Raw genomic sequence first — 24,207 nt, forward strand, 5'->3', positions numbered from 1 at the left:
AATGTCAACGATGTATAACCGGGTGCCGAATGGCGCCTTAGCAGAGGCTTGAGCCGTGTGCTGGGAAACTCGCATGCACGGTTCTTAGGGGGTTGGACGTAGGTAACTGCGTCTGACTACCCGACAATCAAATGCGACCTTGGGCCTTAGGGCGCAAGAACTGGCTGTTTGCTGGCTCGCTGCGCAGCGGCCAGCGAGCGGCGAATATCATGACTTTAATCCAGTCAGCAAAGCTGAATGGCTTGGATCCGTATGCCTATTTAAGTGATGTGCTGAAAAGGCTGCCGACGCATAAAGCGACCCAAATAGAAGAATTAAGCCACATCGCTGGAAATCCAACTCAAATTAAAAAATAGGCATGGGGTTCAGCGGACGCCTACAGCGCAAGGAGTGAAAACACAGTTCTGAGCGAAGCGCAAGGCACGTAACATCCTTTACTTCACTCATAAAAAAACCCTTATATACAATAAGGGTTTTTTAAAGATTAAACTAAAACTTAGTTTTTCTCTTTGTCTACGATTTTGTTTGCTTGGATCCAAGGCATCATCGCACGTAACTTGTTACCCGTTACTTCAATACCGTGAGCCGCGTTTTGACGACGACGAGCAGTCATTGATGGGTAGTTCAACGCACCTTCTTGGATGAACATTTTCGCATATTCACCAGATTGAATACGTTTAAGTGCATTGCGCATTGCTTCACGTGATTGTTCGTTAATCACTTCAGTACCAGTTACATACTCGCCATATTCAGCGTTGTTAGATACTGAATAGTTCATGTCAGCGATACCGCCTTCGAACATCAAGTCAACGATCAATTTAAGCTCGTGTAAGCATTCGAAGTAAGCCATTTCTGGTGCATAACCCGCTTCAACAAGAGTTTCGAAGCCCATTTTAACCAATTCAACAGCACCACCACAAAGAACTGCTTGCTCACCAAATAAGTCAGTTTCAGTTTCTTCACGGAAAGAAGTTTCGATGATACCTGTACGACCACCACCCACACCTGAAGCGTAAGAAAGTGCAACGTTACGTGCATTACCAGAAGCATCTTGATGAATCGCGATAAGATCAGGAACACCTGAACCACGTTGGAATTCAGAACGTACAGTGTGACCAGGTGCTTTAGGTGCAACCATGATTACATCTAAGTCTGCACGTGGAACAACTTGGTTATAAAGTACAGAGAAGCCGTGAGCAAATGCTAAAGTTGCGCCTTGCTTGATGTTTGGCTCAATCACGTCACGATAAAGTTGTGATTGGAACTCATCTGGAGTCAAAATCATAACTAAGTCAGCTTGAGCAACAGCAGCAGGAACTTCAGAAACTTTAAGACCCGAATTTTCAGCTTTTTTCCAAGAAGCAGAACCAGCACGTAAACCTACAGTTACGTCTACGCCAGAATCTTTAAGGTTAAGCGCGTGCGCGTGACCTTGTGAACCGTAACCAATGATCGCTACTTTCTTAGATTGAATGATAGATAAGTCGCAGTCTTTATCGTAAAAAATTTGCATTGCTGTCTCCGCTAAAATGCTTAGGATTCCTATCTTACTCAAGTACTTGTCTATTCAGTACTTCAGTAAGCTCTCCATCCTTTGAGATGGAATGAATTCGATGAGTAAAATTAACTATGAAATTTAGTTAAATGGTTAAAACTTTTTCGCCGCGTGCGATACCTGACACACCTGAACGCACAACTTCTAAAATGGTGTTTTCAGCAATCGCGTCAATAAAACCATCTAGTTTTTCAGTTGTACCCGCAAGCTGCACCGTATAAGTCGTTGGTGTGACATCCACAATTTGACCACGGAAGATGTCTGCAGTACGTTTAATTTCAGCACGTGCAGCACCCGATGCTTTGACTTTAATCAGCATCAATTCGCGTTCAATATGCGGGCCTTCTGACAGGTCGACCACTTTAACCACTTCAACCAATTTATTCAGTTGTTTGGTGATTTGCTCAATTTTATGATCATCACCATAAGTTGTAAGCGTTAAACGTGAAAGTGTTGGGTCTTCGGTTGGCGCAACGTTTAAAGTCTCAATGTTATAACCACGTTGAGAGAATAAACCCACTAAACGAGAAAGCGCACCTGATTCGTTTTCAACGAGAACGGAAATAATGTGTCTCATTCTGTGCGCTCCCCTTTACCTAACCACATATCTTTCATGGATTGACCCGCAATTTGCATCGGATAAACGTGCTCTGTACGGTCAACCATTACGTTAATGAATACGCATTTGTCATTAATCGCCATCGCTTCTGCAAGCTTAGATTCAAGCTCATCGGCATGGTTAATTTGAATACCAACGTGACCATAAGCTTCCATCAATTTAGGGAAGTCAGGCAATGAGTCAACATAAGAACTTGAGTGACGACCTTCATAATTCATATCTTGCCATTGTTTAACCATACCTAAAGCTTGGTTATTCAAGCATAAGATCTTAACGTTTAAACCATATTGCTTACAGGTAGAAAGCTCTTGGATACACATCTGAATCGATGCTTCACCCGTGATACATACAACCTGTTGATCTGGATAAGCCAGTTTAGCCGCCATAGCATACGGTAAACCTACACCCATAGTACCTAGACCACCAGAGTTCAACCATTGACGTGGACGCTTGTACTTATAGTAGTTCGCGCCAAACATTTGGTGCTGACCTACGTCAGAAGTAATGATCGCATCACCATTGGTCACTTTGTCTAAAGCTTCAACTACTTGTTGCGGCTTCATCGTGCCATCGGTTGGTTTGTCATATTTCAAACCATGAACTTTACGCCATTCATTGATCTGATTCCACCATGCAGCAATCGCTTCAGGGTTTGGCTTAGACACATTTAATTGCTTCAATTGAACCAACATTTCCTGAAGTACAGGTTCAACCGCACCTACAATTGGAATGTGCGCCATGATAGTTTTTGAAATGGTCGCAGGGTCAATGTCAATATGAATGACTTTAGCATTTGGACAGAATTTTGCAGGGTTATTGGTTACACGGTCATCAAAACGCGCACCAATACACAAAATCACATCGGCATTGTGCATGGTCATATTGGCTTCATACGTACCATGCATACCCAACATACCAATAAATTGTGGATCATTGCCCGGGAACGCACCCAAGCCCATTAATGTATTGGTTACAGGGAAACCTAAAATGTGTGCAAGTTCAGTCAATTGCTCAGAAGCATTGCCTTGTACAACACCACCGCCTGAATAAATCACAGGACGTTTGGCATTTAATAGCTCATCAATTGCTTTGCGAATTTGACCTGAGTGACCACGATGCGGTGGTTGATACGAACGCATCTTCACTTTTTCTGGGTATTCGTAAGCAAATTTTTCTGCTGGGTTGGTTGCATCCTTAGGAATATCAACCACCACAGGACCAGGACGACCTGAAGATGCAATATAGAATGCCTTCTTAATCACTGAAGGAATTTCGCTTGCATGACGCACTTGGAAACTGTGTTTTACAATCGGACGTGAAATACCCACCATATCGGTTTCTTGGAAGGCATCTTCACCAATTAAGTGTGTTGCAACCTGACCAGACAAAATCACCATTGGGATTGAGTCCATATAAGCCGTTGCAATTGGAGTCACGGTGTTGGTTGCACCAGGACCTGAAGTCACCAGCACCACACCTGTTTTACCTGTTACGCGCGAGTATGCATCTGCCATATGACCAGCAGCTTGCTCATGGCGCACAAGGTAATGATTAATTTTGTCTTGTTGAAAGAACGCATCGTAAATATGAAGTACTGCGCCGCCTGGGTATCCAAAAACATGCTCAACGCCTTCGTCCGCCAATGCGCGAACGAGCATTTCACCACCAGATAAAAGTTCCAACGTGATTCACCCTAGTCTTGTCACTGCAAAATGGGAGACACCTGCAGTGTTTTGTTCATTAATTCCTGCACTGTTATAGCACACATATTTCATAGTTTTCATGGCAATAGGAAAAATTTCTGATCTGATTACCGTATAAGCAATATGAGATCTAAAACGTGTTGGGGTAAACACATTTTATAAGCTTTGTTCAGCTTCTCGGCTAGAGAAGTTGCCCATTGCATGACATGACACTTATTCGAAGGGTGATCGATCTAAGGCACATAAAACTAAAGTGTGCATTTTTGTAGTTTACCCGACTAAAGTCAAGTTTAAAAATCGGCTTTTTCTGCTTTATTTATAAACTGGGCATTTTTTACGCTTTGTGTCATCCATCACAATTTAATCCCAAGCCCAATATTTCCATATAAAACAAATAACTTCAGAGATTTGCTGAATTTTTTATAATTTTTTCATATCAGATACATAAAAATAAAGAATGAATTAAAAAATATATAAATCGCTTGGTTATGATTCAGCAACGCATTTCAGCTTATTTTAACTCGCAAATTGGCAAGCCAATGCTCCAATTTTGAATAGGCACTATTGCAGATAAAAATCATCGAAAAATTGTCAATAAATCCTAGCTTCACGGGGAATTATTGCTAAAATTTAGCCAACATGATTTTTTGTAATTGGTTTTCTGCCATTTACCTTTTTTGCTCAGGACTTCCAAACATGAAAACGCCAATGATCCGCTTGAGTTGTCTTTCTGCAAGCTTGATTCTAATTTTTGCCACTAGCTCAGTTTCTGCAAAACAATATTACAAGTGGGTCGATGCAAATGGATCAACCCATTACACCACGACACCACCACCAAAAACAGCCAAGAAAAAAGGTAAAGTCGATACCTACGGCTGGAAAAATTCAGCACCTACTGTTGCCATTCCTGCAAATTCTACTGCGAACCCTGAGCCTACTGCTGCAAATGCAACAAACCAACAAGCAACACCAACCACAAATCATCCTGCAGGAAATCCAGCCATGGATCAGCAACAACGTGAAGCCAATGCAGCTTTAAATCAGGCACAACAAGAACGTGCCAACCCACAAGTTTTTTAAGTTTTAAGCCATAAAGTACGACTCGCTTAAATTTTCCTGCACAATCCAACGCGCAAAATTCAATTTAGCTGCATTTTGCGCTATGCTGTGTGACACACTTTTTTAACCGTTTATTCCTGATTTAACCTTATGACTACTCACATTGACCCTGAATATCAAGCCAGTGCGATTGAACCCCAAGTCCAAAGCGACTGGGAATCTCGTAAAGCCTTTAAAGTTGCCGACACAGTCGAAGGTCCACATCGTTATATCCTCTCGATGTTCCCTTACCCAAGCGGCAAACTGCACATGGGTCACGTGCGTAACTACACCATTGGTGATGTAATTAGCCGTTTTCACCGTTTAAAAGGTGAAACAGTCTTACAACCTATGGGTTGGGATGCTTTTGGTTTACCTGCTGAAAACGCAGCGATTGCGCATCAGGTTGCCCCAGCTAAATGGACTTTTGAAAATATCGCCTACATGCGCGACCAATTGAAAAAACTAGGTTTGGCAGTAGATTGGGATCGTGAATTTGCCACTTGCACCCCAGAGTATTACCACTGGGAACAATGGTTATTCGTGCAACTGTATAAAAAAGGGTTAATTTATCGCAAACTCTCGACAGTCAACTGGGATCCTGTCGATCAAACAGTTTTGGCCAATGAACAGGTCGAAAATGGTCGTGGTTGGCGTTCAGGTGCATTGGTAGAAAAACGCGATATTCCAATGTACTACTTCCGCATTACCGATTATGCCCAAGAATTATTAGACGATTTAGAAACTTTAAAAGATGGTTGGCCACAGCAAGTCTTGACCATGCAGCGCAACTGGATTGGGCGTTCGCAAGGGATGGAAATCACATTCCCATCGGCAAATCCTGAAATTTATGCAGATGGTCTGACTGTATTTACAACGCGTGCTGACACGTTAATGGGTGCAACTTATGTGGCTGTTGCTGCAGAACATCCAATGGCGTTAAAAGCAGCAGAAAATAATGCACAATTAAAAGCCTTTATTGAAGAATGCCGCATGGGTTCTGTGGCAGAAGCTGACCTTGCCACTGCCGAAAAAAAAGGTATGGCGACTGGCTTGTTTGTGAAGCATCCAGTAACGGGTAAAGAGTTGCCAGTGTGGATTGCCAACTATGTGTTGATGTCTTACGGTTCTGGTGCGGTGATGGCTGTACCTTCGCACGATGAGCGTGATTTTGAGTTTGCCAATAAATTCCAATTGCCAATTATTCAGGTGATTGATGCCAAAGGTGCAGACGATGCGGACTTTGACGCAACCCAATGGCAAGAATGGTACGGTTCTAAAGAAGGTAAACTGGTCAATTCAGGTGAATTTGATGGTTTAGATTTCCAAGCGGCTTTTGATGCGCTTTTAGCGAAATTAGAGCCACAAGGCTTAGCCAATGTAAAAGTACAATTCCGCTTACGTGACTGGGGTGTTTCACGCCAACGTTACTGGGGTTGTCCAATTCCAATGATCAACTGTGAAAAATGTGGACAAGTTCCAGTTCCAGAAGATCAGCTTCCTGTCATTTTACCTACTGATGTTGTGCCAGATGGCTCAGGCAACCCGTTAAATAAAATGCCTGAATTCTATCAAACTACTTGCCCATGCTGTGGTGGCGAAGCACGTCGTGAAACCGATACCTTAGATACTTTTGTAGAATCATCTTGGTATTATGCACGTTATGCATCTCCAGATTTTACAGGTGGTATGGTCAAGCCTGAAGCTGCGCAAACTTGGTTACCAGTTAATCAATATATTGGTGGTGTAGAACACGCCATCTTGCACTTATTGTACGCGCGTTTCTTTCACAAACTTATGCGTGATGAAGGCGTGGTACAAGGCAATGAACCATTTACCAACTTACTGACCCAAGGTATGGTCTTGGCTGACACCTTCTATCGCGAAGCAGAAAGCGGCAAGAAAACTTGGTTCAACCCTGCCGATATTGAGCTTGAAAAAGACGAAAAAGGTCGTGTTCTTTCTGCAAAATACATGGGCGATGGTCAAGCTGTGATTGTTGGCGGTCAGGAAAAAATGTCGAAATCGAAAAATAACGGTATCGACCCGCAAGCCATTATTGACCAATACGGCGCAGATACTGCACGTGTGTTTATGATGTTCGCTGCACCACCTGATCAGTCTTTAGAATGGTCAGATGCAGGTGTTGAAGGTGCGAACCGCTTCTTAAAACGTGTTTGGCGTTTGGCGGCAGGTTTCCTTGAAAAAGGCAGCAATACAACTGTAATTGACAGTAGTAAACTTGCTACAGCAGCGCAAGACTTACGTCGCAAAACCCATGAAACCATTCAAAAAGTGGGCGATGATATTGAACGTCGTCATGCGTTCAACACTGCAATTGCAGCATTGATGGAACTCTTGAATGCTTGCAACAAGTTTGAAGCGCAGAACGAACAAGACCTTGCGGTTGAACGTGAAGCAATTGTGGCTTTATTGACCTTGCTTGCGCCATTTGCACCACACTTGAGCCAAACCTTATTGGTAGAGTTCGGAATTGAATTAACCTCTACCCTATTCCCTGTGGTCGATGAGTCTGCATTAACCCGCAATACTCAAACTATTGTGGTGCAGGTAAATGGTAAATTACGCGGCAAGCTTGATGTAGCAGTAGATGCATCTAAAGAAGACATTCTTGCACTTGCCAAAGCGTTACCAGAAGTACAACCTTTCTTGACTGGGCCAACCAAGAAAGAAATTGTGGTACCGAATAAGTTAGTGAATTTGGTGGTTTAAATCCTTACATTCCCTCTCCTTTCAGGAGAGGGTTTGGGAGAGGTAAATATATACCCCCATCCTCTTGCGGAATATATTCCTCATCCTGAGCCACATGTGGCGCAAGAGAAGGAACTTTCTGAAGGATTTCACAATTTCCAAACAAAGCCCGTTGTCAGTCAACGAGCTTTGCACCTACAATCAAGATATTCTCAACTTCCGCTTTTAAACTTTCAAGAATATTACAGAGGACAGCACATGCACTTTAGCCAACGTCTAGCAGTCATTGTTTTAACTTGTGGACTCAGTGCTAGCTTAGTCGGCTGCGGTTTTCATCTTAAAGGCACCAATCCAAGCATTGCACCTGTGGCTTATTCAAAAATGAGTCTGGCTTTACCGAGCAATGCTGAAGAATTAGAAGAAAAACTTTCCATTCACATGGGTACAGCGGGCGTACAACTCAGCAATGACCCTAATGCCTATGTACTGCGTGTACTTGACTATACGCCACGTCGCTTGGAATTGAATGGCAAACTGGTAGAAACCTTATTGCGTTTGAGTGTGACTTTCCGTATTGAAGATGCGCAAGGCAACCCGATCACCGAACCTCGTACCGTCATGGCAACGCGCAGTTATCAATACGATGTCGCAACTGTGAATACCGATGATCAGGAACAAAAATTCTTAAAAGAAGTCATTATTGATGATGTAGCACAGCAAATTGTGCGTCAAATTTCATCTAATCGTTTACCTTTGGTCAACCCACCTGTGTATTCAAACCCTAAATAAGTTTTCGAGTGCGAATTTTTTATGAAACTTGACTATCTACAAGCCCTCAAACGTGTGGATGAAGCACGTGGCGTATGGATTTTGCATGGTCAAGAACCCTTACTCGAACAAAACTTGCTGGATGCTTTTCGTGCCAGTTGGCAAAAACAGGATATTGAACGTCAGCGTTATGATTTAAATAGCGTTAGCGATTGGAAAAATGTATTCAATGCCTTAAACAGTCTGTCACTGTTTTCGAGTCAATTGGCGGTTGAAGTACACGGCAATATCAAGCCTGATGCCAGCACACTAAAACAACTGAAAAGTTATATTCAACACAATGAACAAAACTTGCTGTTGGTGGTAATGCCGAAACAAGACAACAATAGTCTGAAATCCAGTTTTTTTCAGTTGATTGATGCCAATGGGGTCAATGTTGCGCTTACGGCGAATTATCCTAAAGATCGGCAGCAGATTTTAGGTTTGGAAGCAGAAAAGCTTGGCATTCAATTAGGACATGATGCGTGGCAATGGTTGGAACAACATCATGAACACAACCTTTTGGCTGCCAAAAATAGCTTAATGCGGGTCAGTGACACCTTTCCTGAAATTCAGCAGATTCAGATTGAACATTTACATGCCTGTTTACAAGATCAATCTCGTTATAGCACTTATGATTTAAATGATGCTTTACTGACGGGAAATCTAGCGCAAGCTATGAAAATTTTTCAATACCTCATGGCTTCGGGTGAAGCCATGAGTTTAATTTTGTGGAGCATCAGCAAAGAAATGCGCTTACTGATGCAATTATTTGAACAACCACAAAATGCTTTGCAACTGGGTATTTGGAAAAACAAAGTCAGTGTGTATCAGCAAGCTTTGCGACGTTTAAATCCAAATAGTTTCTTGCAATGGCCTGCTCTGTTATTGCGTATTGATGCCGCCATTAAAGGGATGTCCAAGGAAAACCCTGAACATCTGGTGCTACAAGCCATTACAGAACTCTGTGGTAAAACACTGTTCGCTTCTCACTCGGCTTAATTTAGCAGACTTCATTAAATAAATTTTAAAGTCAGCCACTTATCGCAAGATTAGCTAAAGAAACGTGCAAACCAACTTTTACCTTTTTTCTGTTCCTGCGAACGCAAATAATGCAGCATATTGTCGCGTACCGCATCGACATAATCCTGATCATCATGCTGAATATGGTTAATCAACCATTTAGACAACAAACGATACAAATCATGTTCTACCGATTCGCCATTGGCAAAACGCTGACGGCAATCATTCAAACGCTTCACAAAGAGTTCGTGAATACCACGATGTGATGGTAAGTATTGATAATTGACCTGTGACAACAAGTTTTCTTCAAAGCTAAAATGCGATTGCGTATAGTCAATCAAGTCATCCAAGACTTCTTTGATTTGCTCCCGCGCACCTGTCGCCCGAATTTTTTCCAGCGCATTAATATAGTCCAGAATTTGTCGATGTTGATTGTCAATCACATCAATTCCGATATTAAATTTCTCACTCCACTCCATGATTTACCCCTCAGATTTTTTGCTTAAAGTCATGTTTTATTGCATCGTCCCGATGCCGTATTATCCTAATGATTAAATCCATAATTATTTTATGGAATTTAATACTAGCTGCTTTTAATTCTTAAATCCATATAGAAAATAAGGTTTTTTAAGCAACTTAGACCATAGTTGTATTTTTCAGCATTTATCATAAAAATTCATAAAATTATCATAGAGATGAAACAAACTACCCCACCTCGTTAACAGATGCTATTTTCACTTTTTTTATGGATGTAATACCGTACTCAGACTGTATTAAATCTAGCTCAAACCACCAATAAATAATTCTCATTTGCAGTTTCTTCAAAAAATTCACGATTTATCCTTATTTCACTTCTATAATCCTTTTAATTTCTTTTTCTGTTTTTTGACTCATGCCAAAAATAAAATCGACCAAACTTATTGCGGGAATTATCATTGCGCTGATGCTGGCATTTGCCGCTTGGTATTTTTTAAAACCCAAAGAACAACAACCGCAATACATTACTGCCGAAGTGAGCCGTGGAGATATTGAAAGTGCGGTGTTGGCAACAGGCGTACTTGAAGCCACCAAAATGGTCAGTGTTGGTGCGCAAGTTTCAGGTCAAGTCAAAAAAATGTATGTTCAGTTAGGCGATCAAGTCAAACAAGGACAGTTGATTGCCCAAATTGACTCCGTACGACAGGAAAATGAGTTTAAAACAGCGCAGGCCAGTATTAAAAACCAACAGGCACAATTGGCGGTTCGACAAGCCAATCTCGCCAAAGTCGCAGCAGAATATCAGCGTCAACAAGCCATGTATGCGCAAGATGCGACCTCACGTGCCGAACTTGAAACTGCCTTAGCCAACTATAAAACTGCACAAGCAGAAATTGCTGCCATTAATGCTCAAATTGAACAGTCACGCCTAACTTTAGACACGTCTAAAGAAAATTTAGGTTATACCCGTATTCTTGCCCCAATGGATGGCACTGTCGTTGCAATTGTGACCGAAGAAGGTCAAACCGTGAACGCCAATCAAAGTGCGCCCACGATTGTTAAATTAGCCAAACTTGACACCATGACTGTAAAAGCAGAAATTTCTGAAGCGGATGTAATGAAGGTCGAAGAGGGACAAACGGTCTATTTCACCACCTTGGGCAACAGTGAGAAAAAACATTATGCTACTTTACGTCAGGTAGAACCTGCACCCAAATCCATCAATACCGAAAGCAATAACAACACCTCATCATCTTCAAGTTCTGCCGTGTACTACAACGCTTTATTTGACGTACCAAATGAAGACGGCAAGCTACGCATCAATATGACCGCACAAGTGTCCATTGTTTTGGCAGAAGCGCGCAATGTGCTGACCATTCCTGCTGCTGCGGTGCAAGGTGCAAACCGTTCACGCAGTCGTGGCAACAGCAATAATTCTGACAGCAACGCACGTGCTGAGCGCGACAATACCGATGCCAGTTCTGCCAAACGCCCTGCCCGTTTGGAATTGACTGCCAATGAAAAAGCCTTGATTGATCAAGGTAAAGCCTCTTTAGGCATGGTACGTGTACTGCAAGCCGATGGCTCAGCTCGACCTCAATCGGTATTGCTTGGCTTAAATAACCGTGCAACAGTACAAGTCATTCGTGGCTTAAAACTGGGCGATCAAGTCATTATTGCCGATGGCTCCGATACCTCAAACGATGCGGCGAAGCGTGGTGGTCGTGTTGGCCCATCAGTGAGAATGTAAGATGAGTCAGTCACAACCTCTGTTAGAGGTCACCAATCTGACCCGTGAATTCCTTGCGGGTGAATCTACAGTGCAGATTCTCAAAGGCATTGACCTGAAGATCTACCCAGGTGAATTGGTTGCCATTGTAGGTCAGTCGGGTTCGGGGAAATCCACTCTCATGAATATTTTGGGCTGTCTGGATCAACCCACCACTGGCAGCTATAAAGTCAAAGGACGTGAAACCCGACAACTTGAAGCCGATGAACTGGCACAGCTACGTCGTGAATATTTTGGTTTTATTTTCCAGCGCTATCACTTATTGGGTGATTTAAGCGCTGCGGGCAACGTCGAAGTGCCTGCAATTTATGCAGGTGCCGATGTTGAAGAACGACAAACTCGCGCAACTGCGCTGCTCAGTGATTTAGGTCTAGCCGATAAAACCCAAAACCGCCCAAGTCAGCTTTCAGGTGGGCAACAACAACGTGTATCCATTGCACGTGCCTTGATGAATGGTGGCGATGTGATTCTTGCCGATGAACCCACAGGTGCACTCGACAAGAATAGCGGTATTGAAGTGATGCGGATTTTGCGTGAGCTGAATGCCAAAGGTCACAACATCATCTTGGTCACACATGACCATAATGTCGCTAAAAATGCCACACGGATTATTGAAATCAGTGATGGGCTTATTATTTCTGATCAGCCCAACACACCTGCCGATCAGGATGATATTACTCAACAAACCTTGCAACATCCGCCACAAAAAAGAACTTCAGCTTGGCGCTCTGTATTTGATCGTTTAGGTGAAGCCTTCCGCATGGCGCTACTGGCGATGAATGCACATCGCATGCGCACCTTTTTAACCATGCTCGGGATTATTATCGGGATCGCTTCGGTTGTATCTGTTGTGGCACTGGGCAATGGTTCACAGAAACAAATTTTAGAAAACATCAGCAGTTTAGGCACCAATACCATCACCGTGTTTCAAGGGCGTGGTTTTGGTGATACCTCGCGCTCATCTCAGCTTAAAACCCTAATTCCTGCCGATGCCGATGCTTTGGCAGAACAACCTTATGTGGATGGGGTCAGCCCATCGGTCAATAGCAACGTCACAGTACGTTTTAAAGACACCGAGGCTTCTGCCACAGTCAATGGTGTGAGCGAAGACTTTTTCTATGTGCGCGGCATGAACTTCCAGTCGGGTCAGCCTTTTGACAAACACAGCGTGCTGGAACAAGCGCAAGATGTGGTGATTGATCACAACACCAAAAATACATTTTTTAGTGATGGCAGCAACCCTGTCGGGCAAGTAATTTTATTGGGCAGCGTACCCAGCCGTATTATTGGCGTGGTCGAAGAACAAAAAAGCATGATGGGCAATGCCGACAGCTTAAATGTGTATTTGCCCTACTCTACGGTAATGAGCCGCATGCTTGGCCAAAGCCATGTGCGCAGCATTATTGTACGAGTCAAAGATGAATATCCAAGTGCTGCAGCAGAAAATGCCATCCTAAGTCTGTTGGCACAGCGTCATGGTGCGCAGGATGTATTTACTCAAAATGCCGACAGTATCCGTGAAACCATCCAACAAACTACCGCCACCATGACCTTACTGGTTTCTGCTATTGCAGTGATTTCACTGGTGGTCGGTGGAATTGGCGTAATGAACATCATGTTGGTCTCTGTCACAGAACGCACCCAAGAAATTGGGGTACGCATGGCAGTCGGCGCACGACAAAGCGATATTTTGCAGCAATTTTTAATTGAAGCCATTTTAGTGTGTATTTTAGGCGGTGTACTTGGCGTCTTGCTCGCACTCGGAATTGGGCAATTGATTAATCATGTGGCAGGTGGAACCTTTCAAATGGCGTACTCCACCACCTCGATTGTAGCCGCTTTTGTCTGTTCAAGCCTGATTGGAATTGTGTTCGGTTTTATTCCTGCACGTAATGCTGCCCAACTGAACCCTGTCGATGCGCTATCTAGAGAATAAGGAATTAGAGTAAGGAATGATGATGCGATTTAACCAGAAGTCACGACAATTCAGCCAACTCGTCACTGCGCTTTTTCTTGGCAGCAGCTTAGTGGGTTGTGCAGCCGTAGTCAAAACACCTTATCAGGCACCTGCTGTAAATATTCCTCAACAGTTTGAGCAGCAGCAAAAAAGCCAGCAAGTCCTTGCACAACTAAATACAGACCGTTGGTGGACACTCTTTCACGATGCTGCTTTAAATCAATTGGTTGAACAAGCCTTGGCGCGTAACAGTGACCTCGCGGTTGCAGGACTGAATTTACAACAAGCCAGATTACAAGCCAAACAAAGCCAAAGTCAGCAAGGTGTCCGGATTGGCAATGCAGGTATTTCTACAGGGCATCAATTTAGTTTAGAGGGCAATGGTGATACAGCGCGTGGGATTTCGCTGAATTATCCCGGACTGAGCTATGAATTGGACTTATTCGGTAAACTTGCCAATCAGACTGAAGCTGCACGTTGGGAAGCCTTAGCCACCGAACAAGACTTACAAGCCACCGCACAAAGCCTGATTGCAACCACTGCCAATTTATATTGGCAATTGGGTTATTTAAATGAACGCTATGTTGTCGCACAACAAAACCTTGCCAGTACGCAAAAAACGTATCAATTGGTCAGTGCGCAATATCGCGCGGGTGCAGTTTCAGGATTGGATTTAAACCAAGCCGAACAAGCCCTGCAAAGTCAAAAATCAACCTTGAGTCAAATTGCACAGCAAAAAGTTGAAACACGCACCGCCTTGGCAGTTTTACTGCATCAACCTGTGCAAATGTTGAATATCAATGAACCACAGAGTTTAGCCGCTGTTCGTTTACCGAATATTACTGCTGGCTTACCTGCAGAACTGCTGTCACGTCGTCCCGACTTACGTGCAGCCGAATTACGTTTACGTAAAGCCTTGGCCAATAAAGATGCCAATCGAGCCAGTTATTACCCATCCATCAGTCTTACAGGCACACTCAGTACAGGTGTCGGTACAGGCGCGCATACCTCTTTAAGCGATGCCCTAAAAAACCCAATTGCCACTTTAGGTGCAGGTTTAACCCTGCCATTTTTGCAATGGAATGATATGCAGCGCGATCTAAAAGTGAATGCTTTGGAATATGAAAAAGCCATTGTGCAATATCGACAAACTTTATATAAAGCCTTTGCCGATGTCGAAAATGCACTGTCAGCACGAACCGCGCTGAATCAACAAGTCGCGCTGCAAAGCCGCAATTTAGCACTGGCAGAGAAAACTGAACGCTTAACTGAGGTGCGTTATCGGCATGGTGCGATTGCCTTAAAAAACCTGCTAGATGCACAAGAAACCACCCGCAATGCACGTTTAAGTTTATTGCAGACCAAGCAAAACCAATACAACGCCTATGTGACTTTATTGCAAGCGTTGGGTGGTAGTCCGATTCAAAACATTCAATAATGCAAGAGTTGATCTAAATTGATCACGATAAAAAAAGCCTGTGGATGATTTTAAACATCCACAGGCTTTTGCTTGCTTTGTATATAAACTTTGAAATTAAGTTTTCTCAGATAATAACGCTTCTTTACTTAATACTTGATGGCTACTGGTCGCAATTGGCAAACTGACTTTAAAAGTCGTTCCCACACCTTCTTTCGATTCCACCACAATTTGCCCGTGGTTCAAATCGACAAAACGCTTACACAACACCAAACCTAAACCAATACCCTTTTCACCTGCAGTGCCTTTAAAACTAACAGTAAGTTTAGGCTCGAACAGCGTTTCGAGTTGTTGTGCAGTCATGCCCAAACCCGTATCTTGAATATAAATATCCACACTGGTTTCTGTTTGCTCTGCACGTAAAATGACTTTGCCTGTGCCATCGGTAAAGGTAAATTTCAGCGCATTCGACACCAAATTTTGAATCACCGAGGTAATCATGTTGATGTCTGCATAGACTTTTATGCCTTCATCCACCTGATCAATTAGCTCAATATTCTTTTTAATGGCTAGACTTCTTAAAACATCACAGACAATTTTAGTCGATTGCTTCAACTCAAAATTGATTGGATGGTAGACAAACCGTCCGCCCTCAGCCATTGCCCAATTCAACAGACTTTCCAATAAATTGTAGGTCGATTGCGCGGTATCGAATAAATAGTCCGCAATATTTTGAATACTCGAATCATCCAAAGTTTCACGCTCTTGCGCCAAAACTTCAGAAAAACCCAATAAACCATGAAAGGGTGCACGCAGGTCATGTGCAATAATCTGGAAAAACTTAGTTTTACTAAAATTTAAAGCCGACTGCTGCTCATACAGTTCTTTTAACCCGACATAATCAACTTTTAATTCAGTATAACGCACCAAACCTGCTGCGAACTCGGCAACCGTAGGTACTGCGCCCAAACTGAATTCTTCATGATGATGATCAAACAACAACAGCTGACCAATCGATTCACCATCGGTTTTAAGCAAGTCCAAGGCAATTAAGCGTTCAGCCTCTATACCCAAACTTGCAATATGCTGCACAAAGTTAGCATATTGCGGATGCTTGGGTTCAATCAATTGCTGACCCTGAAAGAATGCACCTAGCTGTGCATTTGGATTGGAATGAAAAGCTTTAAAAGTTTCGTGACTGGAATACCAAATATAAGGTTCATTGCGAAAGGTTAAAATAGCATGCTCAACCTGCAACATTTGACGGGCAAGCTTCAAAAAACCATCAATTTGGTTAGTTGGCGTATGTACGCCCAATAATAACGAGAGTGTGCAAGCACTGAGTTGCTCCGTTTCGGGACCAATTTCAAGCAACTGTATTTTCATTTTTGCCTCGTTAATTAAAGTTTGACACGTTATGAATTATTTTCTCTTCAAAATTCGTCCATTGAATTCAGAGTTAACCTACAAACTTTAACACAAAACATAAGCTTTCAAAACAATTTAAAAACTGTGCAACAAATCGCTGCCTCTTCTTTCATGCTTTTTTTTCATCTATGTATGAATAAGAGTTGAGATCATGATGAACCACGCTTTCAGAGGAATCGAACTGCTTCAAAGCAGCAAAAAAATACGCCGATTTTTGTAAAATTTAGACCATAAAAATAGATCTAAACTTTTAAAATATCAATCAGGCTTTTTATCTGTAGATTTGCAGCCGTTTTTAAAGAAAATCTAAACTTCTATACAAGAATTTACATTACCTCATACTGTAAAAAAATAATGTAAAATATTGATAAATTTACAAAATAAATAAACTAAATATATCTACGTATCATTTTCATCGATTATTTATCAAACATACGACTTAAGTCGAACCCTCAACTGGTTAATTTATAATAAAATATACATATATTTTTGATGTCATATCTTCATCATACGATTTGATTAGTATTTCAACACTAAATACTCAAGGCGATTTTTAGGTTTAAATAGGCTCGTTTTTACATTAAACCGTGTCTTGATTCGCACAAATGCGACACATCATTTCGTAGCGAAATGGCGTCATCACTGTAATTACGTTGACTGAAATGCATAGAGAGTCGATACTCTCAAGGTTAAATTAGGCAAATCGGTTCGCAGGGGCTGAGTCATTATCTCGCTCCTAAAAAACTCAATCAAAGCAAGGGGCTATATATGGCTGGTGGAAAGTCAAAAATCATTTATACACTGACCGATGAGGCGCCATTGTTGGCGACCTACTCTCTACTGCCGATCATTGAGACCTTTACTAAGCCTGCTGGCATCGAGATTGTCAAGAGTGATATCTCTGTCGCAGCACGCGTACTCTCTGAATTCTCGGAATACCTAAGCGAAGAACAGAAGGTAGCCGACAACCTCGCAGAGCTTGGACGTCTCACGCAAGATCCAGATACCAATATCATCAAACTTCCGAACATCAGTGCTTCAGTTGCTCAGTTAATTGCATGTATCAAGGAATTACAAGCAAAAGGCTATGCAATTCCTGACTATCCTGAAAATGCGGATACTGAAGAAGAGAAAGCTTTACTCGCTCGTTTTGGTAAATGCTTAGGTTCAGCAGTAAACCCTGTATTACGTGAAGGTAACTCTGACCGTCGTGCACCTGCTGCAGTGAAAAACTATGCAAAAAAACACCCTCACTCTATGGGTGAATGGAAGCAATGGTCACAAACTCACGTTTCACACATGGATGAAGGTGACTTCTACCATGGCGAAAAATCAATGACGCTTGACCGCGCACGTAACGTAAAAATGGAACTCATCACTCATTCTGGTGAAACCATTGTATTGAAAGAAAAAGTAGCGTTACTTGATGGCGAAATCATCGATTCTATGTTCATGAGCAAGAAAGCGCTTTGCGACTTCTATGAAAAAGAATTGGATGATTGTAAAGAAGCAGGCATTTTGTTCTCTTTACACGTAAAAGCGACCATGATGAAAGTTTCACACCCGATTGTATTCGGTCACTGTGTGAAAATTTACTATAAAGAAGCGTTTGAAAAACACGGTAAATTGTTTGAAGAACTTGGCATTAACGTCAACAACGGTATGGCAGGTCTTTATGAAAAGATCGAAACCTTACCAACTTCTTTACGTGAAGAAATCATCGAAGATTTACACGCATGCCAAGAACACCGCCCTGCACTTGCAATGGTGGATTCTGCAAAAGGCATCACCAACTTCCACTCTCCAAACGACGTAATTGTAGATGCTTCTATGCCTGCAATGATTCGTGGTGGCGGTAAAATGTGGGGTGCTGACGGTAAACCTTACGACTGTAAAGCAGTAATGCCTGAATCTACTTTCGCGCGTATTTACCAAGAAATGATCAATTTCTGTAAGTGGAATGGTAACTTCGACCCACGTACGATGGGTACTGTACCAAACGTAGGTTTGATGGCGCAAAAAGCTGAAGAATACGGCTCACACGACAAGACTTTTGAAGTTCCTGCTGCAGGTGTTGCAAACATCACTGATATTGACACTGGTGAAGTGTTGATGACTCAAAACGTAGAAGAAGGCGACATCTGGCGTATGTGTCAGGTGAAAGATGCACCTATTCGCGACTGGGTTAAACTTGCAGTAACACGTGCACGTAACTCTGGTATGCCAGCAATTTTCTGGTTAGACCCGTACCGTCCACACGAAAACGAAGTGATCAAGAAAGTTCAAAAATACTTAAAAGATCACGACACAACTGGTTTAGATATTCAAATCATGTCACAAGTTCGTGCGATGCGTTATACACTTGAGCGTGTTGCGCGTGGTTTAGACACCATTTCTGTAACAGGTAACATCTTACGTGACTACCTCACTGACTTGTTCCCAATTATGGAGCTTGGTACTTCTGCGAAAATGTTATCTATCGTTCCGTTAATGGCGGGTGGTGGTATGTACGAAACTGGTGCGGGTGGTTCTGCGCCTAAACACGTACAACAACTTGTTGAAGAAAACCACTTACGTTGGGATTCATTAGGTGAGTTCCTTGCGCTTGCTGCTTCTTTAGAAGAAATGGGTATTAAAGAAGATAATACTCGTGCGAAATTACTTGCATCAACTCTTGATCAAGCGACCAGCAAATTACTTGATAACGACAAGTCTCCATCACGTCGTACTGGCGAACTGGACAACCGTGGCAGCCACTTCTACTTGGCAAAATTCTGGGCAGAAGCACTTGCTGCTCAAGACGAAGATGCTGAGTTGAAAGCGAAGTTTGCACCACTTGCACAAGCTTTAGCTGCAAACGAAGACAAAATTGTTGCTGAACTTGCGGAAGTACAAGGTAAATCGGTTGATATCGGTGGTTACTACGCAGTAGATCAAGCTAAAGTGAATGCAGTAATGCGTCCAAGCGCAACATTCAATGCTGCTCTTGAAACTATTTAATGCGATGACATCGCACTGATACGATTCAGTGCCTGTTCTACAAAAAACCAGTGTGAAAGCACTGGTTTTTTGTTGGCAGTAAATTGATAAAGACTGAATAGGTGAGCTATATCTTCACATATATCTTTATTTCTTATTCTGTATACCCATTCTTATCCATGAGTCCCAAAAGTTAAATTGAAGCAAACGACAATCTTCATATAAAAACTTAAGGATATTCAAATCATTGGATAAAGTTCAGACAATAAAAAAAGCCCCCAAGTCTTAATATGCTTGAGGGCTTTTCCTTTATATGGTCCCGAGGGTCGGACTCGAACCGACACGTCATCTCTGACAGCGGATTTTGAGTCCGCCGCGTCTACCAATTTCACCACCTCGGGTAGGTGTTGATGGGTATAATAAACTTTTTTGACAGCTTGTCAACGCAAGTTTTTTGCAATTGTTTAAAATTAAATCAGCTGTCATTTTTTTGATTTATAATCGACCAATTTCATCCATAAAACCTAAAAAAGCATATACTAGGCGCAGTTTTCCCAGTGTTCTAACTTGTTTTTATCATGCAGCTTTCTGACTTTAATTTTAATCTCCCCGATGAACTCATTGCTCGTTACCCACTAGCAAGTCGTAGCGCCTCTCGTCTGCTGCATCTTGATGCTCAAGGTCAGTATCATGACCATCAATTTACCGACTTACTGAATTTACTCGAAGCGGGCGATTTACTGGTACTTAACGATACCAAAGTCATGAAAGCGCGTCTTAAAGGTAAACGTGCCACAGGCGGTGCAGTGGAAGTCTTGGTAGAACGTCTGCAAGATCAATTTATTGCCCATTGCCATATTAAAGCCAGCAACTCACCAAAAGCAGGTGCAGAACTGTTTATTGGGCCTGATGCTGTAAAAGTGACCGTACAAGGTCGCCATGAAAACTTATTTATTGTCGAGTTTTCGCAGCCTATTTTAGACGTATTGGATGCCTACGGTCAGTTGCCGATTCCACCCTACTTTAACCGCGAAGCAGAAGCGATTGATACCGAGCGTTATCAAACCGTATTTAACGACCCAACAAAACTCGCTAGTGTTGCCGCACCCACTGCCAGCTTGCACTTTGATGAAGCCTTACTGCAACAGCTAGCAGATAAAGGCATTCAAAAAACCTTTGTGACCTTGCACGTGGGCGCAGGTACATTCCAGCCTGTACGTACCGATGATATTGCCAATCACATCATGCACAGTGAATGGTGTGAAGTTTCTGAAGCTGCCGTAGCGCTGATTCGTGAAACCAAAGCACGAGGCAACAAAGTTATTTCAGTGGGCACAACTGCCACCCGTGCCGTGGAAAGTGCAGCTCAAGCCCATTCAGGCGAACTTGCGGCTTGGTCGGGTGATACGCAAATTTTTATTTACCCAGGTTATCAGTTTAAAGTGGTGGATCGTTTGATTACCAATTTCCACTTGCCTGAATCCACCTTATTAATGTTGGTATCTGCGCTTTCAAGCCGTGAAAATGTCATGCAGGCTTATCAACATGCTGTGGCTGAACGCTATCGTTTCTTTAGTTATGGCGATGCCATGCTGATTGATCAAGCTCAGACTTAATTTTCAAACTGTAAAAGAAACCGCCATGCCGCTCGATACCGTGCAACACTCCATTCATATTCGACGCAAGAAGAATCAACGGGTATTTCGTAATATCGCGCGGTTATGGGATATTGGAAAAAAAGCACAAAGCCATCAAGATATTTTGGATGGCTTGCACCCTTGGCAAGATGACATCACCCTCAAGTTTGAAAATGTTTTGCCTGTTTTGCTTGGCATTATAGGTGTGTTGTTCTGTTTATTGCTCTTGATTCAACCGAGTAATATTTGGCTGCAATTCTGCTTGCTGATTGGGTTAGGCTGTATCTTCTGGGCATTTATTACCTATGAACAAGACGACCCCATTGAAGAAGTCATCACTTTTTTAGAACAAGAAAGCATTGCACAGCGCTATCAACTAGCATGGCAGCAACCACCGCAACATCTTGCCCAAACCCTACAACCCGTTTATTTGATTGCTCATTTAAAAAGTCTGTTTCCCTTGTTTAATTTGGGGAATCTGTCCAATGAAATTCGCCGTTACGCCAGTACTGTTTGGCAAGATCAACAAGGCAAGCAACATCAGGTTTTGGTCTTTGAATATCGCTATGTCAGTGAAACCCGCATTAAAGATCAAAATGGCAATGACTATAAAGTGCGTGAAGTGGTGCGGCATTTATCGGGCGTATTTGTCTTTGATGTGCAGCTACAAGGTTTAGCCGTTACCTCAAACAATAAAACCTTTGGTGCGCCTTATCATGTGCCGTGGCATACCAGTGACATTCGCCTGAATCAAAAACTCAACTTTTTTGGCAGTGATGCAATTCAACTGGCGCGTACGCTCAGCCCTGCAATGGTGTTAAAACTGGATGATTTTTTTCAGCATCAGCAAGGTGATTTGTTATTTCACCCTGAGCGGAACACGCTCTGTTTTTTAGGTAATCGCAACTTGTTTGAAATTTCCAGTAAAGCAAAAAATATTCAAGATATTTCCGCATTGCGTGGACACTTACGCACTTTTAAATTACCTTATTTAGAACAATTACAGACAGATTTGATTGATTTTCTGGACTAAGAAAATCGTCTTGGGGCAAAACATGGGTATCGCAATTTTTCTTTTGGTTGTCATCGTCTTGGTGATGCTGGGCATCATGATTCGTAACAACATCGTACGCCACCACAACGCCACCATCCGCGCTTGGGCAGATGTGACCAGTTTTGAACGACAGAAGTTAAAAACGCTTGAAGAACTTGCGCCAGTGGTCGAACAATATGCAGGTATGGAAAAAGGCACTTTAGAAAAAGTGACTGAACTGCGCCAAAATATTATGAACCTAAACATCAACAATGCCGATGTCAGCCAATTACAACGTGTTGAAGCCTTGAGCAAAGAATTGATGCGCAGCTTAAATGTGGTGGTCGAAAATTACCCTGAACTCAAAGCCGACCAACTGTATTTAAAAATGATGCATGAAATTGATGAGCAGAACGAAAATGTCGGTGCTGCGATTACTATTTATAACCGCAATGTCGAGTTATTTAATAACTATATTCAGGTCTTTCCTAACAACATGATTAACACTGCAACCACAGCGAAAAAACCTGTGCGCGCCTTTCGGGACAACAGTGCAGCACAAAGTTTTGATTATCGTCCAAACTTTTAAGCCATTTAATTCTAAGCCGCTCCTTTGAAATTATTTATAAAAACAGCAAGCACGAAGCTTGCTGTTTTTTCAGATTTCGACTAAACACAAGACTGTGTCAGATACTGCACCTGATTACGTCCTTTGTTTTTTGCCAAATACAACAATTCATCGGCTGAATGCAGAAAATCGACCACATTGTGATACTGCTGATTTTGGTGATAGCTATTTACACCAATACTCACAGTAACTTGGGTCGTCTCCCCTGTCTTGGTATGTGGAATTTCCAGCGCATATACTGCCTGTCTAAAGTTTTCAGCAAGTTGTACAGCATCTGCCAATGGTGTTTCAGGCAACAGCACCACAAACTCTTCGCCACCAAAGCGAGCCACAAAGTCAGATGCACGAGCAAAGTGTTGTTTAAGCAACTGCGCCACACTAATCAAACAATGATCACCCTGTAAATGTCCATAATTGTCGTTATAAGGCTTGAAATGGTCGATGTCGATAAACAAGAGAGACAATGCATGTTGATGACGCACAGCACGTTTAAATTCATTTTCTATACGCTCACTGAGCGCCTTTCGATTGGCAACCAAGGTCAGCGGGTCTTGTAAGCTCAAAGCCAGATTTTTGCGACTCAACGCTTCGAGTTCCAACTCCATTTGTTTACGCGCAGAAATATCAAACATAAACCCAATAATCGCCACAGTTTCGTTATTTTCACGAATCACATGCACCACATCACGAATCCAGACATAATCTCCTGTAGCGGTTAAGGCACGATAATCCGCTTCGTGGTCTGTGCCTTGATCGGACAGACTCACACACATATTCACGGTCTTGTCCCGATCTTCAGGATGCATCCGATCAATCCAATCTTGTGCAGTTTTCCAGCTGTCTTGCGTCCAACCCAGTAAAGACTCAATTTGTGGGCCAATATAGCTAAAAGCTTTGGTTTTCCAGTTAATCTGCCACGGAATTGCATTCGTGGTTTCCAAAAGTGTTTTATAGAATTGGTCTTCTTTTAGTGCACTGTTTAATTCACTCATAGCCCACCTCTATGAATTGATTTTAATTACAATTTAACAACTTAAGTGAGCTTTGACTACAATTTGTTTTGTCTTATTGACATTTTTCTCAGCTTTGACACAATCATGAGGTTGAGCAAAATATAAACAACAATTGCTCAAAACATAAATCCCAAAATAAAAAGTAAGCCGATAAAATGTTAGAACATATTCAGAACCTGAAAAACCCCTCATTCAAGAGTTTTTCCAACTCTATGAGCAATATGAACAAGACCAAATTTATGCCTGTGTACTGGTCTTTAATGAATATCTTGGGGTCGATTATTTAGCTGTTTCAAGCCAACGCAGCCTGTTTAATGAACAGGAAGATGAAG

Annotated in this window: 17 protein-coding genes, 1 tRNA gene and 1 pseudogene; 12 read left to right on the forward strand and 7 right to left on the reverse strand. The window is 42.3% G+C overall.

Features of this window, described 5'->3' with window-relative positions:
• Positions 1-122: 122 nt before the first annotated feature.
• Positions 123-349 (forward strand): annotated as a pseudogene (locus FTU71_RS11335) (transposase domain-containing protein); the annotation flags it as partial.
• Between the two features lie 147 nt (positions 350-496).
• Here FTU71_RS11335 and ilvC read toward each other — a convergent pair.
• From ilvC to FTU71_RS11350, 3 genes are all read right to left on the reverse strand, one after another.
• Positions 497-1,513, reverse strand: a complete 1,017-nt coding sequence (gene ilvC, locus FTU71_RS11340) for a ketol-acid reductoisomerase (protein ID WP_004974988.1) — start codon at positions 1,511-1,513, stop codon at positions 497-499.
• 127 nt (positions 1,514-1,640) lie between these two features.
• Positions 1,641-2,132 carry an acetolactate synthase small subunit gene (ilvN, locus tag FTU71_RS11345; RefSeq protein WP_004974986.1) on the reverse strand — a complete coding sequence of 164 codons (492 nt, stop codon included), beginning with the start codon at positions 2,130-2,132 and terminating at the stop codon, positions 1,641-1,643.
• On the reverse strand, positions 2,129-3,856 hold the full coding sequence (locus tag FTU71_RS11350) for an acetolactate synthase 3 large subunit (protein WP_096902629.1): 1,728 nt from the start codon (positions 3,854-3,856) through the stop codon (positions 2,129-2,131). Before FTU71_RS11350 ends, ilvN begins: the two co-directional genes overlap by 4 nt.
• Positions 3,857-4,585: 729 nt before the next feature.
• Here FTU71_RS11350 and FTU71_RS11355 point away from each other — a divergent pair.
• The 4 genes from FTU71_RS11355 to holA all read left to right on the forward strand — a co-directional run bounded on the left by FTU71_RS11355 (position 4,586) and on the right by holA (position 9,496).
• Positions 4,586-4,957, forward strand: a complete 372-nt coding sequence (locus FTU71_RS11355) for a DUF4124 domain-containing protein (RefSeq protein ID WP_372238842.1) — start codon at positions 4,586-4,588, stop codon at positions 4,955-4,957.
• Positions 4,958-5,086: 129 nt separating this feature from the next.
• A complete protein-coding gene (leuS, locus tag FTU71_RS11360; RefSeq protein WP_180112009.1) occupies positions 5,087-7,708 on the forward strand; it encodes a leucine--tRNA ligase in 2,622 nt (873 codons plus the stop codon).
• Positions 7,709-7,945: 237 nt separating this feature from the next.
• Positions 7,946-8,476, forward strand: a complete 531-nt coding sequence (gene lptE, locus FTU71_RS11365) for an LPS assembly lipoprotein LptE (RefSeq protein WP_180043942.1) — start codon at positions 7,946-7,948, stop codon at positions 8,474-8,476.
• A 21-nt stretch (positions 8,477-8,497) separates the two neighbouring features.
• Complete coding sequence (gene holA / locus FTU71_RS11370; RefSeq protein ID WP_180051775.1) at positions 8,498-9,496, forward strand: DNA polymerase III subunit delta; 999 nt, start codon at positions 8,498-8,500, stop codon at positions 9,494-9,496.
• A 50-nt stretch (positions 9,497-9,546) separates the two neighbouring features.
• Here the strand turns inward: holA and FTU71_RS11375 are convergent, their stop codons facing one another.
• On the reverse strand, positions 9,547-9,996 hold the full coding sequence (locus FTU71_RS11375; RefSeq protein ID WP_004974971.1) for a bacteriohemerythrin: 450 nt from the start codon (positions 9,994-9,996) through the stop codon (positions 9,547-9,549).
• Between the two features lie 413 nt (positions 9,997-10,409).
• Between FTU71_RS11375 and FTU71_RS11380 the strand changes: the two genes are divergently transcribed.
• The 3 genes from FTU71_RS11380 to FTU71_RS11390 are packed head-to-tail and all read left to right on the forward strand — an operon-like array spanning position 10,410 to position 15,178.
• On the forward strand, positions 10,410-11,744 hold the full coding sequence (locus FTU71_RS11380) for an efflux RND transporter periplasmic adaptor subunit (RefSeq protein ID WP_179988690.1): 1,335 nt from the start codon (positions 10,410-10,412) through the stop codon (positions 11,742-11,744).
• Between the two features lies 1 nt (position 11,745).
• The gene (locus tag FTU71_RS11385) at positions 11,746-13,719 is read left to right on the forward strand and encodes a MacB family efflux pump subunit (protein WP_180112010.1); all 1,974 of its coding nucleotides are present in this window, start codon (positions 11,746-11,748) and stop codon (positions 13,717-13,719) included.
• Positions 13,720-13,741: 22 nt separating this feature from the next.
• Positions 13,742-15,178 (forward strand): efflux transporter outer membrane subunit, encoded by a 1,437-nt coding sequence (locus FTU71_RS11390; protein WP_167846481.1) that lies wholly within the window; start codon positions 13,742-13,744, stop codon positions 15,176-15,178.
• A gap of 96 nt (positions 15,179-15,274) precedes the next feature.
• Here FTU71_RS11390 and FTU71_RS11395 read toward each other — a convergent pair whose 3' ends face one another.
• Positions 15,275-16,543, reverse strand: coding sequence for a sensor histidine kinase KdpD (locus FTU71_RS11395; protein ID WP_167846286.1), 1,269 nt, complete (start codon positions 16,541-16,543; stop codon positions 15,275-15,277).
• A gap of 810 nt (positions 16,544-17,353) precedes the next feature.
• On the opposite strand from FTU71_RS11395, the gene FTU71_RS11400 reads away from it, so the two are divergent.
• A complete protein-coding gene (locus FTU71_RS11400) occupies positions 17,354-19,585 on the forward strand; it encodes an NADP-dependent isocitrate dehydrogenase (RefSeq protein WP_004974956.1) in 2,232 nt (743 codons plus the stop codon).
• Between the two features lie 293 nt (positions 19,586-19,878).
• On the opposite strand, the gene FTU71_RS11405 is transcribed toward FTU71_RS11400, so the two are convergent.
• Positions 19,879-19,965, reverse strand: a tRNA-Leu gene (locus FTU71_RS11405).
• A 177-nt stretch (positions 19,966-20,142) separates the two neighbouring features.
• Between FTU71_RS11405 and queA the strand changes: the two genes are divergently transcribed.
• From queA to FTU71_RS11420, 3 genes are read left to right on the forward strand one after another with little or no spacing between them, the layout of a single operon-like run.
• Complete coding sequence (queA, locus tag FTU71_RS11410) at positions 20,143-21,180, forward strand: tRNA preQ1(34) S-adenosylmethionine ribosyltransferase-isomerase QueA (protein ID WP_179990022.1); 1,038 nt, start codon at positions 20,143-20,145, stop codon at positions 21,178-21,180.
• Positions 21,181-21,205: 25 nt separating this feature from the next.
• Positions 21,206-22,234, forward strand: coding sequence for a hypothetical protein (locus tag FTU71_RS11415; RefSeq protein WP_179990024.1), 1,029 nt, complete (start codon positions 21,206-21,208; stop codon positions 22,232-22,234).
• Positions 22,235-22,256: 22 nt separating this feature from the next.
• Positions 22,257-22,823, forward strand: a complete 567-nt coding sequence (locus FTU71_RS11420; RefSeq protein ID WP_163141230.1) for a LemA family protein — start codon at positions 22,257-22,259, stop codon at positions 22,821-22,823.
• 80 nt (positions 22,824-22,903) lie between these two features.
• Here FTU71_RS11420 and FTU71_RS11425 read toward each other — a convergent pair whose 3' ends face one another.
• Positions 22,904-23,854 (reverse strand): sensor domain-containing diguanylate cyclase, encoded by a 951-nt coding sequence (locus FTU71_RS11425; protein ID WP_167846296.1) that lies wholly within the window; start codon positions 23,852-23,854, stop codon positions 22,904-22,906.
• Positions 23,855-24,207: the final 353 nt, after the last annotated feature.

It is taken from the genome of Acinetobacter sp. YH12136, from assembly GCF_013418545.1.
In the GTDB taxonomy this organism is placed as follows: Bacteria; Pseudomonadota; Gammaproteobacteria; order Pseudomonadales; family Moraxellaceae; genus Acinetobacter; species Acinetobacter towneri.